The 16,811-nt window shown below is 43.8% G+C and carries 19 protein-coding genes, 1 tRNA gene and 1 pseudogene; 12 read left to right on the top strand and 9 right to left on the bottom strand.

What is annotated here, in order from left to right; all coding sequences use genetic code 11:
* Positions 1–89 precede the first annotated feature (89 nt).
* Positions 90–1,130, bottom strand: a complete 1,041-nt coding sequence (locus OKC24_RS04905; RefSeq protein WP_265464855.1) for a YqaJ viral recombinase family nuclease — start codon at positions 1,128–1,130, stop codon at positions 90–92.
* 149 nt (positions 1,131–1,279) lie between these two features.
* A complete protein-coding gene (locus tag OKC24_RS04900; protein WP_265464854.1) occupies positions 1,280–2,329 on the bottom strand; it encodes a DUF932 domain-containing protein in 1,050 nt (349 codons plus the stop codon).
* A gap of 685 nt (positions 2,330–3,014) precedes the next feature.
* On the opposite strand from OKC24_RS04900, the gene OKC24_RS04895 reads away from it, so the two are divergent.
* The 5 genes from OKC24_RS04895 (at position 3,015) to OKC24_RS04875 (ending at position 4,736) form a co-directional block, all read left to right on the top strand.
* On the top strand, positions 3,015–3,272 hold the full coding sequence (locus tag OKC24_RS04895; protein WP_265464853.1) for a hypothetical protein: 258 nt from the start codon (positions 3,015–3,017) through the stop codon (positions 3,270–3,272).
* 3 nt (positions 3,273–3,275) lie between these two features.
* Positions 3,276–3,407, top strand: a complete 132-nt coding sequence (locus OKC24_RS04890; protein WP_264753353.1) for a hypothetical protein — start codon at positions 3,276–3,278, stop codon at positions 3,405–3,407.
* A complete protein-coding gene (locus OKC24_RS04885; RefSeq protein WP_005012505.1) occupies positions 3,404–3,628 on the top strand; it encodes a hypothetical protein in 225 nt (74 codons plus the stop codon). Before OKC24_RS04890 ends, OKC24_RS04885 begins: the two co-directional genes overlap by 4 nt.
* A 28-nt stretch (positions 3,629–3,656) precedes the next feature.
* Entirely contained in the window at positions 3,657–4,187 is a 531-nt protein-coding gene (locus tag OKC24_RS04880; RefSeq protein ID WP_265464852.1) for a hypothetical protein, read from the top strand.
* Between the two features lie 132 nt (positions 4,188–4,319).
* Positions 4,320–4,736, top strand: a complete 417-nt coding sequence (locus OKC24_RS04875) for a hypothetical protein (protein WP_265464851.1) — start codon at positions 4,320–4,322, stop codon at positions 4,734–4,736.
* A 512-nt stretch (positions 4,737–5,248) separates the two neighbouring features.
* Here OKC24_RS04875 and OKC24_RS04870 read toward each other — a convergent pair.
* Entirely contained in the window at positions 5,249–6,118 is an 870-nt protein-coding gene (locus tag OKC24_RS04870) for a YagK/YfjJ domain-containing protein (RefSeq protein WP_265464850.1), read from the bottom strand.
* A gap of 527 nt (positions 6,119–6,645) precedes the next feature.
* Between OKC24_RS04870 and OKC24_RS04865 the strand changes: the two genes are divergently transcribed.
* From OKC24_RS04865 to OKC24_RS04850, 4 genes and pseudogenes are all read left to right on the top strand, one after another.
* Positions 6,646–7,605 carry a hypothetical protein gene (locus OKC24_RS04865; RefSeq protein WP_265464849.1) on the top strand — a complete coding sequence of 320 codons (960 nt, stop codon included), beginning with the start codon at positions 6,646–6,648 and terminating at the stop codon, positions 7,603–7,605.
* 239 nt (positions 7,606–7,844) lie between these two features.
* A pseudogene (locus OKC24_RS04860) lies at positions 7,845–8,030 on the top strand (Arm DNA-binding domain-containing protein); the annotation flags it as partial.
* Positions 8,031–8,627: 597 nt separating this feature from the next.
* Positions 8,628–8,855 (top strand): hypothetical protein, encoded by a 228-nt coding sequence (locus tag OKC24_RS04855; protein ID WP_005006850.1) that lies wholly within the window; start codon positions 8,628–8,630, stop codon positions 8,853–8,855.
* Positions 8,856–8,983: 128 nt separating this feature from the next.
* A tRNA-Thr gene (locus OKC24_RS04850) sits at positions 8,984–9,059 on the top strand.
* Between the two features lie 52 nt (positions 9,060–9,111).
* Here the strand turns inward: OKC24_RS04850 and OKC24_RS04845 are convergent.
* From OKC24_RS04845 to OKC24_RS04830, 4 genes are all read right to left on the bottom strand, one after another.
* Entirely contained in the window at positions 9,112–9,939 is an 828-nt protein-coding gene (locus tag OKC24_RS04845) for an SAM-dependent methyltransferase (protein ID WP_131277433.1), read from the bottom strand.
* A 3-nt stretch (positions 9,940–9,942) separates the two neighbouring features.
* Positions 9,943–11,241 carry an FAD-dependent oxidoreductase gene (locus tag OKC24_RS04840; RefSeq protein WP_130144401.1) on the bottom strand — a complete coding sequence of 433 codons (1,299 nt, stop codon included), beginning with the start codon at positions 11,239–11,241 and terminating at the stop codon, positions 9,943–9,945.
* A gap of 220 nt (positions 11,242–11,461) precedes the next feature.
* Positions 11,462–11,629, bottom strand: a complete 168-nt coding sequence (locus OKC24_RS04835) for a hypothetical protein (RefSeq protein ID WP_165499143.1) — start codon at positions 11,627–11,629, stop codon at positions 11,462–11,464.
* A gap of 20 nt (positions 11,630–11,649) precedes the next feature.
* Positions 11,650–12,525 (bottom strand): pirin family protein, encoded by an 876-nt coding sequence (locus OKC24_RS04830; RefSeq protein ID WP_131277436.1) that lies wholly within the window; start codon positions 12,523–12,525, stop codon positions 11,650–11,652.
* Positions 12,526–12,885: 360 nt separating this feature from the next.
* Here OKC24_RS04830 and ycaC point away from each other — a divergent pair, with 360 nt between their 5' ends.
* On the top strand, positions 12,886–13,512 hold the full coding sequence (gene ycaC / locus OKC24_RS04825) for an isochorismate family cysteine hydrolase YcaC (RefSeq protein WP_131277439.1): 627 nt from the start codon (positions 12,886–12,888) through the stop codon (positions 13,510–13,512).
* Between the two features lie 101 nt (positions 13,513–13,613).
* Entirely contained in the window at positions 13,614–14,537 is a 924-nt protein-coding gene (locus OKC24_RS04820) for a LysR substrate-binding domain-containing protein (RefSeq protein ID WP_130144398.1), read from the top strand.
* 129 nt (positions 14,538–14,666) lie between these two features.
* Here OKC24_RS04820 and ahpC read toward each other — a convergent pair whose 3' ends face one another.
* Positions 14,667–15,230, bottom strand: coding sequence for an alkyl hydroperoxide reductase subunit C (ahpC, locus tag OKC24_RS04815; RefSeq protein WP_130144397.1), 564 nt, complete (start codon positions 15,228–15,230; stop codon positions 14,667–14,669).
* Between the two features lie 195 nt (positions 15,231–15,425).
* Entirely contained in the window at positions 15,426–16,097 is a 672-nt protein-coding gene (locus OKC24_RS04810) for a TetR/AcrR family transcriptional regulator (protein WP_131277444.1), read from the bottom strand.
* Positions 16,098–16,203: 106 nt separating this feature from the next.
* Between OKC24_RS04810 and OKC24_RS04805 the strand changes: the two genes are divergently transcribed.
* Positions 16,204–16,668, top strand: coding sequence for a hotdog fold domain-containing protein (locus OKC24_RS04805; RefSeq protein ID WP_130144395.1), 465 nt, complete (start codon positions 16,204–16,206; stop codon positions 16,666–16,668).
* Positions 16,669–16,811 lie beyond the last annotated feature (143 nt).

Below are 16,811 nucleotides of genomic sequence, written 5' to 3'. Positions count from 1 at the left end.
AATCGGCATAAAAAATCCCATGCTGTTTGGCATGGGATCGTTATGGCCTGAAATTGATTTGCTTGTGAAGAGCGAAGATTGATTTCATCTCATTCATCATCTGGGTAAATATTGAAGCGTCTTGAACCAGATTTACTTTGTGGGAATCGATTCAAATATTCAGGGTATTGTTTAAGTAGGGCTTTGCTATCTAAGCTGATCGAGTCTTTAGCCTTTTTCCACGTGACTGAACCGGCTTTAAAGGTGGCACGCTCAGCCTCCTGCATCTTGGCCTGCAGCTGGTGCTTCAGCAGATCAAATTGCTCTTGGTGCTTTTCGATGTGATTACGTGCCTGAATCAGCTGCTCGAACTGCTGATTGGCCTGCTCATCCCCAGATAAATCTGCGGTGCTCAGCGGCAAATGTTCGGGATACAGCTGTTGCAAGGCCTTGGCTGCCGATGCGCTGGCATCTGCATCAGGCGGCGTATCTTTCTCTACGCACTCCCAGAAGTAACGTTCTGCATTCACAATATGCTCAATGACAGATTCACTGCGGGTCACTTTAAAGATGCGGGTTTCATGTCCGCAAATCAACACGCAGATATGCGCCGCCTTCTTACCAGTCACTGCCAATTGATGCTGGACTTGGCACAAGACATACAGCGGCACACCATCCCTCCACAGTTTGGCGCCATGCTCCCCTGCAGTTTTGCATTCAAGCACCTGAACGTCTTCACTGCCTACAACTGAATAATCCAAATTTGCCAGCATGAAAGACTTGTCTGGATCAGGATGCTGCAGCACAGCATTCACTCGACGGACTTTTCTGTTGGTATGCATGCTGTAGTATTCCGCCACTAAGGGTTCGAGCTGTTTGCCCCAATACAGCGGCGCATGACCTTCACTTTCATCTTCGATGGATTGTTTAATCCGTCCTGTTTTAATCATCCACAGTTCCAGCATCGACATATAAGGGTTGAGCCCACAGGCTGCAGCACAGTCACTGCTGCCAATACCTTGTCTGCGCACTTCCAGCCATTCGGCCTGACTGAGTTTTCGGGTATCGACAAAGCGTTTTGCCATAAATAGCTTCGGTATACGCTGTTGCGGCTGCGTTTTGGTTTGAGAAATGGTCATTGCTGAGTTCATGTTTATTTTCCTACTCTGATTTTGTTAAATTTCGGGCATAAAAAAAGCCGCATCTGGAGATGCGGCAAAGAGGTGTCTGAATCAAAGAGGAAGGATGGAATCATCTTGATCCCATGCTGTCATCTTAAATCTCTAATCTGAAAATAAGCTTAAGCAATCATACGCAAGGCCTGCTCCAGCCCCCGCTGCTTAAGCCCTGCTCCAGCCCCAAACCATGCAGAATCCAGACGGTGATCCTGACTCATGGCGCGGCGCTCATGGTCGCAGAACTCGGTAATTGAGCACAGCAAGCCATAAGCCGTGTCTTTAGCTGAACTCAATTCTGCCCCACGGCCATGCCCATTAAACATGGTCATGACTTTAGACATCGCGCGTCCATTCGGTTCAGTTTTGTTTTCAGCTTTGGCTGTGTGGTGGTTGGCTTGTGTAGCGACATTGCGGTAGAACTGAATAATGCCTTCATCCTGCTCGATTGGACTTAAGCTGGTGTTATTAAATACTGCATCAAAATACGCTGCTGCTTCAGTCTGTGTGACTTTACGTTGACTGAGCTGTTTCATTTCATACATATGTTCATCCCATGCACGTACTGAAATACCGAGTTGCTGTTTAATCTTTTGTGCATCGAATTTGGTACTGTGCGGCACTTTGACCACACCTGCACTGCTGTTCTGTCCTTTCAAGGCAATGGCTAAGGTGTTGTTGCACACCACGCGGATACTGGTGAATTGCGCTGTGGTCGCCAGTGTACCGTCACAAGCGGTTGCCAGCAGCATATAGCCATTGCTGACATCTTTGCCTTTGAGTGCTGCACTTTGCCCTGTTCTGGCTAAAGCCCAGAACTTTTTGCCGCCTTTCAATACCCCAGCGGTTTCCAGCTCAAAACCTGACTGCTCCGTTAAATCCCGGTAGAACTCTAAGATTTGTTTAGGTTGCACTTCCTGATAACGCTGACTGACTACCGATAAAGGTGCATGGGTATCAGAACGGTACAGTACACGCTGCTCTTCATAGGGCATGATGATGCTTTGCCCGCGTTCATTTTGTGCCATGTAGCTGACATTGGATGATTCGATACGCCAGTCCATCCCTGCCTGCTGCGCCCAGACTTCAATCGGCTGGTTTTGGGTTAGCTGGTTGCCTAAGCCATGCCAAGGGGTTTCGCCGACATAAGCCATTTGTTCAAGTTGATGCGCCATAATGTTTTCCTATTTAACAATGAATATGTTCAAGATTCGCCAATCTAAATATCCGGCATAAAAAAGGCCTGCAGGGGGCGCAGGCCAAACGGGTAACTCATGCAGCGGCAAAGCAGCATGAAGATTCATGTAAATGTTATATATCTGAAATTTATTTAAATCTTGTTCAATTCATCCCCCTGATTTTTTATTCAAATCAATCCTCAGCAATTGACCCGATCCATCTCTGCGATTATGATTTGGGTGCTGGCCTACATCGCCAGTCGGTTTTAGCAGACCGTTTACCCAAAGCACACTAAAAAGTCGATCTTTTTGGTGGGCGACCCTGCGTGTCCCCTCTGCGGCGGAACGGGAGGGGGACACCTTCGGGTGTGCTGATCTTTTTGGGTATCAGTCTGCTAACCCCTTTTCGTTTCGCCACCATTATTTAGCAGTAATGTGGTGAAGCTTCTTTATACCCAAAGGAGTCATACCCATGACTAAACATTATCTCGCCTTATTATTTTCCCTGAAGCCTTTTCGGGCCATTCCCTCGCCCTTGGCATAATTCATAGATTGTATATCCGCTTAAATTGACCTAAAGACTTCCGCCTTCATTGGAGGGCCTGCGTTCGTCTGTTCATTCAATCACGCGTATAAATCCATCTATTTAAAAATAGCCAAAACAATAAATTCAGGGGAATTAATGAAAACCTCTTTATCAATTGCTTTCATCACGCTGACTGTACTCCTGCTCACAGGCTGTGCCGGAAAATCTGAACGTCAATTTGTCAGCGGGTGCAAGGCCGGTGGCGGTGACACTGCTGCATGCACATGCATCTACAGCAAGCTTGAGAAAAAATTCGGAGCGGATGCACTGGAACACAGCCTCCATACCATTCAGCAAACCGAAGAATTTCACAGGGAAATGATCGCAAGCACCTATCAGTGTCTGAAGGAATAAGCCATGAGGGTTATTGCCGGCATTATCTGCATCATCGCAGTGATCTGCTTTTTAGGTCTGCCCTTCATTGGAATGATGATCCTGTTCGGGCTTTTCTTCTTGCTCGCTCAATACGCTTTTGGGGGAAATAAATGAATCCATCGATTAAAACCTGGATCATTCGCGGCTATTTGACCATTGGCCTGCTTTTCACGCTGTATCAATCCTTCTGGGGACAATACAGCTATAAATCATTTGCCTATCATCTCGGACAAGGCGTGATCTGGCCTGCTGTCATGTTCCCTTCAGTGGGCAAGTTCATCGGCGGCCTATTGCTGCTAGTGATTATTGGCAGCCTCGCCTTACGTTCCAAATAATGAAATGACTTTAAAATAAGGAAACATCATGAATAAACATATCATCGCTATATTACTGGCAACTTTTACAACTTCTGTTTTTGCTGCTGATCACATGATCATTAATGGAAAAACCGTCACCATGAATGACAGCCGCTCGACGCTGATTCAGAAATTTGGCAAGCCTGAATCAGGAACGGCTCAGTTCAGCAATTGGACCGTGGGCAACTTGAGCATCTATGCCAATTACAGTCCAAAGGGCTTAACGCAATTCAGCGTCAATCAGCTCAATAATGCGCCGAGTAAGCACGTGATAAATATTGAAGGAAAAACCGTTACTCTAGGCAAAGACACCATCAGAACTGCAACGGGAAAATTTAAGCACGCCTGCTTTAACTTTGATGAAGGCCGGCAAGGCTCAACCTATACAATGGCTCCGAAGACCGCTGTGAAAAATAAACTGAACATCGTTCTTGAAACCACTGCTGATGCATATGATGTCAAAACGATTTCCAGCATGCCGATCAATGGCTTTTCATTTACCCAAGATGCTGCAGCATCCAATCAAGGCTGCAAATAAAGCATCAAAAAAATAAATCGGGTGTCCTTCTTATTTCAATAAGCATTGCGCGCTTAAATTATTTAAGCGCGCAATGCCGAATCCCTATGAAACACTCCTCTTATAATAAACCTCTATATCGAGATCTACGCCATGCGCCCTTCAGTTCTGCTGACTGCCTTATTGACGCTTTCTTGCTGTGCGTTGAATATTCAAGCCAAACCGATCACACAGAAAATGTATTCCTGCAAAAGTAATAGCGATAGCATCCGCACCATTTCAACCAATTGCAAAAAACCCGCTGCCGGCTTCAGCCTAGGCTACAGTGTCGAAAAGTATGGTGATCACGGCTCATTGCTGAGAATCGAAAATCCAACGAGGCATAATATTGAGATTGATCGAATAGAATTGTTCGATGCTTTGAATCAGCCCTGTGAACTTGACAGCTGGGGACCGGAAGGTGAAACGATTTCTGCTAAAAGCCACTTCAATGTCATGATCAGTGAATGCAAGCCTGAGCACATTTTTAAATATGTGCTTATCCAAGGAAATAAACGGTATGTGTTCTAATGCGGACAAAAATTAAGCCATCATTCAAATACCGTAAAAAACCGGTCACCATGGATCGGTTTTTATCCCTATTCAACAGCGCATTCAACCCAGATGGCTAAAGCTTAAAATACTGCTGGCACTGTTCACAGTAAAACGCTATCGCGATCCCTGAATCAAAATGGCTTTGCCGAGTTTCAATCCAATACAGATAAACACTTTTGAGCAGCGCCTCAGCCAGCCCCGTGATCCAAGGTGATAAAGGCCAGCCCTTGAACAGCTGTTTTATGACCATTCCACCGAATCCCACATGAGAACTCAATAAGGATACCCTGTGCGGGCTAGATTCAGACGGTTTAGAATGTGAAACAAAGACACGATGAATGTGAGTAGACTGACAATATGGGCAATGCGTTAACATAGTTGACACCTCCAATGAAAAATAAAAAAAAGGGCCTATTTGCATAAGCCCTTCAATCTGACCACTCGACAGTGATTTTCATGTGGATGATGTATGCCTGTATTATTTTCTATTAGCCGAAAGTCCGCATGCGTTTTTTAGTTTTCACTCTCAGATGCTGCGCATCCTTCTCAGGGCGTACCAGATAAGCCACAGTATCCAGCATATTCTTCACCTCATCTGGATTGTTACGGCGAATCATCCCAATGCCTAGACGGTCTCGATCTAAGAACTGTTTAAGGTACTCTGATGTATGACAGTTAAAATGACAACCTAAGCCATCTGTAATATCAATCCAAAGCTTTCCAACTTGATCAGCAATCCAGTATGCATTGCGACGTTCACTGCCCTTATAAACCAACAGCAAATGACAGTGATAGCCCTTCTTTTCCCCCTGCTCTAATGCCCATGCATATTCAATCAAACCTTTGAAAATTGTATCTTGATCACGCAACCGAGTACGAAGTACATCCATATCATCGCTGAATTCCTGAATACCGATTTGATCTTGGTATTTAAGCGGATAAGCCAAATCAACACGCACCACCAGAATCCTTGAATATCTATCGTTGATTTTTTTCATACGCTGAACCAGTATCTTTGTATTTCTGGATTCACTTGAACGATGATCACGTAATTCTCGGTTATGTCTTCGATAATGTTTTTTAAAACTTTGCTGTATCTCAATAAAAGACAGGTCAGTTAATCGATATAACAACTGCTCTCGATCATCTAAATACTCATCCATATCTAATAGCAATTCAATGAATGCACCGATAGAATCTGAATAATAAAAATCAAATTCATAAATTTCATCAAACTGGATTAGCAGATCTATCAGATTATTGTAGAAGTTACGAGGCTGATGCATTCTCTCAGCTACATTCTCAACAAATCGTTCAATTGAGATTAATAATTTAGATTCATTTACAACAATGCTCATTTGACTTCCTTTCGATGGTTTAAATCATAAAAGGAAGATCTCTGTAATTATTTACCATTTAAACTAATAAAATAATAATATTAAAAACCTAGGAGAATTACATTTAAAAATAAAACTATACAGTAGAAAAACAAAGGATTCTTAACAAAAAAACTCAAGCAATATTTATCCAACAAATTAACTTAAAGCCAAGGTAGTTAAAATATATTAAAATCTCATCTTTGCTTGTCCAATTAAGCAATTTATCATCTAAAATCCACCACTATCAGAGCAATGAATCGACCATTCCGCCCAGATTAAAAGATACTTTTTCAGCATTAGAAAAATCAGACAACCTAATATTTAAGAACACCCACTTCATGAACTAAATCACCAACCATAAAAAACATGAAAAAAATCACCAAAAATTAGTTAAAAGCATGATTACAAATCATTTATATTTATAAAAATACTACTTAAAAAACCATTAAAATTCATATAAAATTACCACTCAAATTCTACGATAAACACTACGGATATATCTACAAATGCCTGGATTCAATACACTAGAAGATAGAATAAAAAAAAGACTGAAAAAATATCATGATGAGGATATGTTATGGATATACAAAATTATTTTAGAAACTAATTCAGGAGTTAGAAATCAAATCAAATGGTATGATATAAAAAGATTAAAAAATTTTAATCAATTAAAAGATTTGATTATCAAAGAACTACTTAAAAGTGAAAGCGAAGATAAAGTTGAGTTCGCTTTCCAAGCAATTGAAAATGCAAAAACTACTTTCATTAGAAATGAAATTTTTAACGAATTTGAAAAAGATTCAAGATTATGCTTATTTACATTATCATTTTTAAAAAAATATTCTTTAGATAAAAAAGAATCACAAATAGATCTCGATTATTTATTTAAAGACAAATCGACAAAAATTTCAACTGAAGCACTCGTTACAACAAATAAAGACTTTAAATTTATTTCTAAAAGCTACGTCTATATAAATTTTATTTTTAATATATTCTACGATAGAGTCTCTGAGAGAGAATTAATTAAAATCAAGCAAAAATATGAAAATAAAATTAAAAAAGAAATAAATAGTTCTTCTAAATTTAACGACCAAAATTTCATCAATTGGTCTTATGATTACTTAATGTCAAGAAATTCTGATTTTGAAAGGGCATCAAAATCCTGCTTCGACGATAATGATAAAAAGTTGCTTATCATTTCATATCTTGATTTTCTGAATCTTAGTAATCCTCAGGGGCATGAGAATTTAACAACAAAAATGAGTAAAGCGTGGAGTCAAAAAAAATTTAGAGACGCAGATAAAGTCAAGAAAAATTACCATATCCCCTTAACCCAAAAAGCTAAAGAGGAGCTTAGTGAACTATCCGCTTTTAAAAATACATCTGAAGCCAAAATTCTTGAAGAATTAATCCATCAAATGTTTTTAGATCAAATGTGTGATGAGAATGGAAAGTCAAAGTACTGAAACATGTGCTTAGAAGCTTTAGATTATTGGGGGTATAACTAGGGGTAAAATAAAAATTCAATTATTAAATAACATTTAATTTCTTTATCTTAAATTAAAAATATGAATCCCTCTCTCGCCATATTTTACTCTCATGATGATTCATGAGGTCTTAAAAAGCTTAAATCTAAAGGGTTTAGGCTTTTTTTGTGTCTGATAGTATCAACTTTATCTGTTGCAATCCCGATCTAGCCGCAAGTATCACTGAGGCTCTAATCCATTCCCCTCAATTACGCCCCAAAAAGAAAACCCAATCTGCTGATGAAAAAGGCATGTACTTGGAAGTCACGCCTTCTGGCGGTATGCATTGGCGGATGAAGTTTCGCTTCAATGCTAAAAAAAATATCTGCATCATGGATTCATATCCAGAAACCATACTGGTTCAAACGCCCAGCGCTGTTCTCTAAGTGATTTCAAGATGAAAAGGCTGTTCAATTTAAGGCATAAAAAAAGCCGCATCGTAGGATGCGGCTGACAAAGGTGCTCAACTTCTGCTTCTGAGGATGTCCATTAAACTGGTTCAGCTTAATGAACATCTCTAATATCAACCACCAAGATGAGGCAAATCTTAAGAAGCCTGCGCATCGCCTATTTTCAGCCGCTTTGTTTCAATGCTGCACTGTCGCTGCACACTGATCGGGCCTGGCCCTACATTTAAAAAGCACAGCACATGAAAAACAACCATAATCGTCAAAAATACAGCAGGAAAACAGTCAGTTAACTATCAATCATGTCCTTCTATAGACCGGCTTTACTGATACGTTTTCTTACAAATAGAAAATTTACCGCCTAAAGACAATTGGCAAAGTCTGTGATAAAAAGAATTAATGCAATTTTTTCAGGGTATTGCACAATAAAAAACAGTCTATTGATCTTCATTTGATGTATTTGAAAAAATTAAAACTCACATTCCACTTGATCCACACCGTATTTGAAAGCGCCATTAACCAATCAGCATAAATAACTGCTATTCGGGAGAGCTCATGAATAACAGCCTAAACTATGTCAAACAGATCAAGAATGCGAAACGCGGCGGCTACACGCCAACCATAGCCAAGGACATTAATAAGCATAAGATTCAAAAAGCCCTTAAACTCATCGAACAATGGCGGATTTTAGCCAATGAACTGAAACCCCAGCTGCAGCTGGACACCGCATTTACCCTTGAAGAGTGCGCTCAAGACTTAGACAGGATCCTTCGCAGCAAATAAAAAACATTTCCTTTCTGCAGGGCATAACAGGAATCTCCCGCTATGCCCTCATCAATTGAAACTGCCTGCTCAATCGCTCACTTTTTGGCTTGCACCTTAAAAAAAAATCTGTAGAATGCATTTAAAACGCCGGCATAGCTCAGTTGGTAGAGCAACTGACTTGTAATCAGTAGGTCCACAGTTCGAATCCGTGTGCCGGCACCATTTCTTAGCCTCGCTTCTCAGTGAGGCTTTGATGTTTCTGGATCGTGTGTTTTTAGCCTTTCTGTGCCGCAACCTGCACGTATCGGACTATCCCGTCCTCAAACAGTCTCCGGCACAGCTTGGCAGTCATTTTAATTTTAAAAGAATCCACACCTTTTGATGCTTCTGCAGCGTTTAAAACCGTTTCTGCATAATGCGCAAAGCCGGCAAAGACCTGCTCACTGATATCCTCGATTTGAATATTTTTAAATTCAGCCTGTCCCAAAGCCTGCTGCAATCCTTGCTGATTCATTAAATCATGCAGATTGACATCTGCTGCTTTCAGCAAAGCCTGATATTTCAATCTCTGCAGCGCATTTAAATTCACATATTTGTCAGACAGCATTAAATAATGAAAGCCCACACGGCCTTTTGAATTTAAAACGGATGATGCAGAGAACAGGAATGAATTTAAAGCGCTGTGATAGGCCGCATCAATGCACAGCACCACATCAAACCGCAGATCCGGAAAAACAGTGTTTAAATTTAAAAAGGATGCGCAGCGAATGTCTGCTTTTGAATTTAATTTTTTTTGAATTTTTTCGATGCATGCCGGCTGCAATTCCACAGCAGACAGCCTTTGAATTTGATAATCATGCAGCCAGTGCTGCAGGCTGGCGCCCTGGCCGCAGCCAATATCCAGCAGCTGATCATGTGAAGCCAATTTCAGCGCTTCTGCCAAATGATCGGCAAGGGCTTGGCAAGCCTGCGGATACGAGCGCGTATCCGCCTGCCAAAAGCCTAAATTGCTCCAAGCCAGTTCTGCATCATCTCCCAGCAGTTGCGCATTGATTGCGTACTTATGCGGAAACTGTTTGCGGAATGCTTGAAGCCATTTCATGTATTAATAACCGAGCTGCGGGGCAACCTCCACTTTAGGTTTTAATCCCACAAACGGCAATGGCGCGCCAAAAATTTCTGCAATATGCATCGCGGAAGTCACGGCAGATTCTAAAATCGGCAGGCCGTCACACGACCATGAACCGCAATAAAACACTTTGCGGTCTTGCGCTTTATGGCGCTGCTGCAGTTCTTTATTCAGCGCAACGGTATCAGAATCCACCACTGCCCGGGTTAATGTGACCTTAGAAATGATTTTTTTCGGGTCAATTGGCGTCACAGGGCGCCATGTTTGGAAAATAGGCGTTTTACCGACCAAGCTTGGCTCAATCGAGTTCAGCCACACGGTAAATTGCTGCTTGGTGAATTTACGGTCCATCATATAGCTGAGCACTGCCCAGTCTTTGCGTTTTGGCGGCATTACCGTCTGATCGGTATGAATCACCAAATCGCCCTGCTCAAATTTGAATTTTTTCAGCAGCGCGATATCATCCGCAAACTGCGCCTTATCTAAAAATTCTTCTATTTTTGTCGTTGGCGTCGCCACCACGGCACGGTCAAATTCAGTCACTTGACCTTGATTGTTTTCTACCAGCACTTTTTCACCCTGCTCTTTGACAGACGTGATCGCTGAACCGCTGACAATCTCAATGCCTTCGATCAGCTTATTCACCAGTGCAGGCGTGCCGCCCTGAATGCGCAGCAGCGCATCGCCATCCGTCAATTGACGCAAGAATACCAGCAGCGGTTTTGCCGGCCATTCCCCAATAGTTTTCGGGTTGCAGGTGCAGATGGTATACAGCACTGGCATGACCGCACCATGCCAGAACACTTCTTCAATTTCATTGCGGTTGATGAATTCCGCCAAAGTGATGTCTTGATCTTTGGATTTGAAAAATTTCGCAATGGCCGTTTTCAGCTGCAGCATGCCCTTCACCAAGCGCCAGCCATACTGCTGAATGCCTTTGCGGTTATTGATAATCGGGAAATTGCCGATGCGGCTGCGTGTCGTCGTCAGCCAGGTTTCGGTCTTATCTTCAAACAGCCAGCTGCAGGCCATATAGGTGCGGACAGGGAAGGTTTTAATGCCTAAGTACGCGGCTAAGCTTAGCGTATTGCTCCAAAGATGCGGATTCATCACCCGCAGCGGTGCATCAATCAGGCCGCCTTCAAATTCGGTGCTGTGACTGTCCATGCCGCGTCCAGGCAACGCTTCAAAAATTGTAATCTTATGCCCTGCGTCTTTTAGAATTCTTGCGGCAGCAAGCCCAGCCATGCCGCTGCCGATGACTGCAATATCCAATCTGCTATTCCATGTGTCAAACTTTTATAAAATTATGACCCATGCCAGTAAAAAACAGGTTATTAAAAACTACCAGAATACGGTTTTTTCAGCAGCGGATACAAAAACCCACAAAAAGCGGATTTTCCATTTTTCAGCATCTGAAAAGGCACCGCTGCATGCATCATCAAGCTAATTTCATTTATAAAATCCCAGTCAAGCGGTTGAGAAACAAAATGATTCAGTTGACCTTTTTTTCAATGGGCGTTTGACTTGAAGGCGGATAGGCGCTGCTAAAAAGCATCTCATCCTGAAATTTATGCACATCACGCTTTTGAATAAGGCGAAGCAAGAGCAGCGGCAGCGAAAAAAAAAGCCCCCGAATTACTTCAGGGGCTTTTTCATTCACTGCAGCCGATCTAAACAGCATTAAGCCGGTACTGGAATTTCGCCAAACTTACCATTATTGAAATCATTAAATGCCTGAATAATTTCATCTTTGGTGTTCATTACAAAAGGGCCATAGCCTTGAATAGGCTCATTCAGTGCTTTACCGGTCAGCAGCAGAAATTTCGCATCCTGTGCCGCTTCCAGCTGAAGGGCTGGATCGCCGTCTTGGGCAAACATCACAATCGAGCTGTCTGCAACTTTTTGCACGCCATTCAGCAGCAATTCACCTTCCAGCAGCACCAGCAGAACATTGTGGTCTACAGGTACATGCATCAGCTCTGCATGGCCTGCTTTTAAAACGCCGTCCCAAACATTCACTGGGCTGAACGTGCTGGCTGGCCCGTGCTGCCCTGCATATTTACCTGCAATCACCCGCAGATGCCCGGCTTGATCCGCAAACTCCAGCACTGGAATATCCTGTTTTAAAATCGCCTGATATTTCGGCGCGGTCATTTTGTCCTTTGCCGGCAGATTCACCCAAAGCTGAACCATTTCAAACACGCCGCCATTTTTGGCAAAGTCCGGAGAATGAAATTCTTCATGCACCACGCCAGCGCCCGCAGTCATCCACTGCACATCTCCAGACTGAATCGTGCCGCCGCCGCCCGCCGAATCTTTATGTGAAACTTCACCTTGATAGGCCAGAGTCACTGTTTCAAAACCGCGGTGCGGGTGCGAGCCGACACCATGCTGTTCAGCCGTTGGCGCAAAAGGATACGGCGCGGCATAATCGAGCAGCAGGAACGGGCTGATGGCCTGACCTAAACGGTCATAAGAAAACAGATTTTTCACTGGGAAGCCGTCACCGACCCAATGCATTTGATGATTGCGGTAGACACCGATAACTTTTTTCATCTTTTGACTCCTATCTGCAATAGGATGAATATGGGATCTATCGTAGCCTTTTACCATGCTGGCGGGTAGCCTCAAATCAGCACACACAATCCTATAAATAAAACAATCTATTTAAAAATAAGCATCCAATTGGACAGCGCTATGCTTCATCTTCAGATCATCCCGTAATTAGGATTGTTTTTCTCATTTCTACGCTGGGATTATCCTATCTTTAGCCCTATGCTTTTAAACAGCGCAAGGCTTTACATCTGCGCTTTAGACGCTGGGCTTAGAGCATTTTACATGCCGGGCATAATGCCCCGCTCTGGAATTGCATCACGCGCAATTCATATCATGCATCGAATTTCTGAGGAAAAGAAAATGGGCAAACCTTACGTACGTTTAGATAAAGATAATGCAGCCGTACTTTTAGTCGACCATCAAACTGGACTGCTTTCACTGGTTCGCGATATCGATCCGGATAAATTTAAAAACAACGTGCTGGCGCTGGCTGCAGCAGCCAAGTATTTCAACCTCCCAACCATCTTAACCACCAGTTTTGAACAGGGCCCGAATGGCCCGCTCGTACCTGAACTGAAAGCACTTTTTCCAGATGCGCCCTATATTGCCCGTCCCGGCCAAATTAATGCGTGGGACAACGAAGACTTTGTCAAAGCAGTCAAAGCGACAGGCAAAAAGCAGCTGATCATTGCCGGTGTGGTTACTGAAGTCTGTGTGGCCTTTCCAACACTGTCAGCCCTTGCAGAAGACTTTGATGTTTTTGTGATTACGGATGCTTCAGGCACGTTTAATCATTTAACCCGTGATTCTGCATGGGAGCGCATGTCGCAAGCCGGCGCACAGCTGATGACCTGGTTCGGCGCAGCCTGTGAACTGCACCGCGACTGGCGCAACGACATTGAAGGTCTGGGCGCGCTGTTCGGCAGCCATATCCCCGACTACCGCAACCTGATCAACAGCTACACGCAAAATACCGCACAGAAATAAAACCTGAAGCGGCCATTAGGCCGCTTCCCGCATATTAAGCCCCTGAAATTTCACGTATGATGCTCAAGCCCATCACGCTTGTTCAGCCCTACTGGTGACTTATGCATTCCTTTGATGATTATTATTATTTCTATCTTGTGGTGAAGCATGGCGGATTCAGCGCCGCCAGCGATGCATCCAATATCACCAAGTCCAAGCTCAGCCGGCGCATACTGGATCTGGAAGCGCAATTCAATGTGACCCTTATTCAGCGCTCCACCCGCCACTTCAAAGTGACGCCGCTGGGTCAGGAGTTTTTCCAAGAATGCGAGAAAGTTATTGATCAGGTGGAATGCGCGCACAATGTCTTGCTGAAGCAAACCAGCGAACCGCAGGGCCTGATCAAAATCAGCTGCCCCTCGGTCATGATGCGCTACCAGATCCGCAGCCTGCTGAATCAATTCTTAAAAGCCTATCCAAAAGTTCAAATTGAAATGGAACTGACCAGCCGCCGTGTGGATGTGCTGCATGATGATATTGATTTAGCGATTCGCACCAACTTTCAAGCCAATGAGGACTCCAGCATTGTGGTGCGGGATGTGATTAAAACCACGCATTGCCTGGTTGCTAGCCCCGAACTGCTGAATGGCCATACCCTACAGTTTCCAACTGAAATCAATGATTATCCCGCCATTGTTTTAGGGACACAGAAGCCGCATTATCAGTGGCTGCTCCATCATACAGGCAGTCAGGAACAGATAGAAATTCCTTTAGAGCCCCGGATCAAAAGCAATGACCTTGCAGGGGTATATTATTCCGTCATCGACGGGCTTGGCATTGCCGACTTGCCGTATTTAACTGTCAAAGAGGATATTGAGGCCGGCCGCCTGATTCACCTGCTGCCAGACTGGTGCTCCAATGTCGGCACAGTGCAGCTGGTGTATGCGTCACGCAAAGGCCAGCGGCTGGTCATGGAAAAACTGGTCGAGCATCTGGTGGAAGGGCTACGCGCCAATGCGGAAAATCATCAAGGCTATACGCTATGACAAGCAAAGGCCGTGTGAAGCGCTGAAATTGCGCCAGATGCCAGTACCGGCTTCTTGCCAGAGTATATGCAATAAAAAAACCAGCCTTTCCGGCTGGTTTTTTATGACTGAATGCTGTGCCGCTTCAGATTAGATTTTGCCGACCAAGTCGATTGATGGCGCCAGTGTTGCTTCGCCTTCTTTCCATTTTGCCGGGCATACTTCACCCGGGTGCGCATGGACATATTGCGCCGCTTTCACTTTGCGGAGCAATTCAGCAGCGTCACGGCCAATGCCGCCGGCGTTGATTTCTACAATTTGGATTTTACCTTCGGGGTCAATCACAAATGTGCCGCGGTCCGCCAAGCCATCAGCTTCGATCAGCACTTCAAAGTTTTTCGCCAAAACCCATGTTGGATCACCCACCATTGGATATTCAATTTTCTTAATTTCTTCAGAAGAATCATGCCATGCTTTATGCGTAAAGTGGGTATCGGTCGAAACTGAGTAAATTTCCACGCCCATTTTCTGGAACTCGGCATAATGGTCTGCCAAATCACCTAATTCGGTCGGGCAAACAAAAGTAAAATCAGCTGGATAGAAGAACACCACAGACCATTTGCCAATCATGTCTTTTTCAGACACTTCAATAAATTGACCGTCTTTATAGGCTGTTGCGTTAAATGGTTTTACTTCAGTATTGATCAAGCTCATTTCATATTCCTCTTCAACATTTTTGGGGGAGTGCTTATCTGTTGAAGCTAGAATACGCAAGATTTTAAAATTGGTAAAACAGTTGTTTTTTATAATAACAATCGAATTATTAGATTAATATTTTCAATTGATTTGTCGATTTTAATCGAAAGCAGTTATGTTTCGCGCCGTTTGGGCTTTAGCGGGCAAAATAGATCATTCCGCTGCGGCATTTTGCGCCTGCAGCTGTTCAAAGCCGCTCCAAGCCGCCAGAGCAAAAGCCGCTTTATAGCTTTTCGGCGCAGTTTTTACCCGCCCGGATAGCCATGCACAGCAGTAGCTTTCTGTTGAACCCACCATCAATGATAAAAACAGTTCATGCGGAACCTGCTGAATTACCGCATAATCTTGCTGCTGTTTCATCCACGCCAGCAGATGCTGATTGCGCGCTGCATTTTTCTGCTTAAGCTCTTCTTGCTGCGCGCTTTTCGAAATACTGAAATGGGCTGCATATAAAAAACGGGCAAAATCAGGATAGTCCATGACCCAATCAATATAGCTTGCAATAATGATTTGAATGCCCTGCTGCAGATTCTGTGCAGACCGCAAAGCCTGATCGCGGCGTTCGGCCTGATCTTCAATTGCGCAAACATACAGTGCGGCCACTAAACCTTCCTTATGCTTAAAATGATGGTAAATCGCCCCGACACTGGCGCCGGAACGCTCACGGATCATTTCAATGGAGGCGGTTTCAATGCCCTGTTCTAAAAAGCACTGCAGCGCTTCCGCCAAGATCTGGCGCTTTAGCGCAAATCTTTTGCCGCGGTACACCCGTTCCAGCAATTGCTGATTCTGCATAATGGCATCCGCCTGTTGTTCTGCACCCATGATAATTCATTGATGGCATTTTAAAAGCACGCATCCGTCTGCGCAGCCATATTTACAGAATATTATTCTGTTTTACACTCTGTTCAAACATCTAAGGAATAAACCAATGAGCCAAGCTCTTACAGTATGGAAAAAACTGGCGGGCGCGCCAGGCGGAAAATGGGCGTTCTCAAAATTACTTTGCCTGAAAGCGCCTTATTTCAGCAGCATCGCCCCGCTCTTTGTACAGCTGGAACCGAATTACTGTGAAATTAAAATCAAGAAGCAGCGCGCTGTGCTGAATCATATCGGCACTGTCCATGCCATAGCCATGTGCAACATGGCAGAGCTGGCAGGCGGCTCTATGACAGATGTCACTGTACCCTCTACGCACCGCTGGATTCCAAAGGGCATGACGGTCGAATATTTGAAAAAAGCCGAAACTGATTTAACAGCAGCCGCGGCACCGGCCATAGCCGATTTCACATGGGCAGACGGCAGTGATTATCCGGTAAATGTCGAAGTCAGAAACAGCCAAAATGAAGTCGTATTTAAAGCCGTCATTATGATGTGGGTATCATTAAAAACGTAAAATCAGCGCATATTTGCAATGTGAATGCCGTTTAATGATGATCTGCCGTTCTCAATAAGCATGCTTATCTCATCAAATGACCAAGGGAGGAAGCGCTATCCCTTGCCATAAAGCGTATCCGGCGGATCTTTTGAAACGCGCAT

This window comes from Acinetobacter entericus (assembly GCF_026168575.1).
GTDB classification, from domain to species: Bacteria; Pseudomonadota; Gammaproteobacteria; order Pseudomonadales; family Moraxellaceae; genus Acinetobacter; species Acinetobacter bouvetii.
This window is presented reverse-complemented; position numbering and strand designations above follow the sequence as displayed.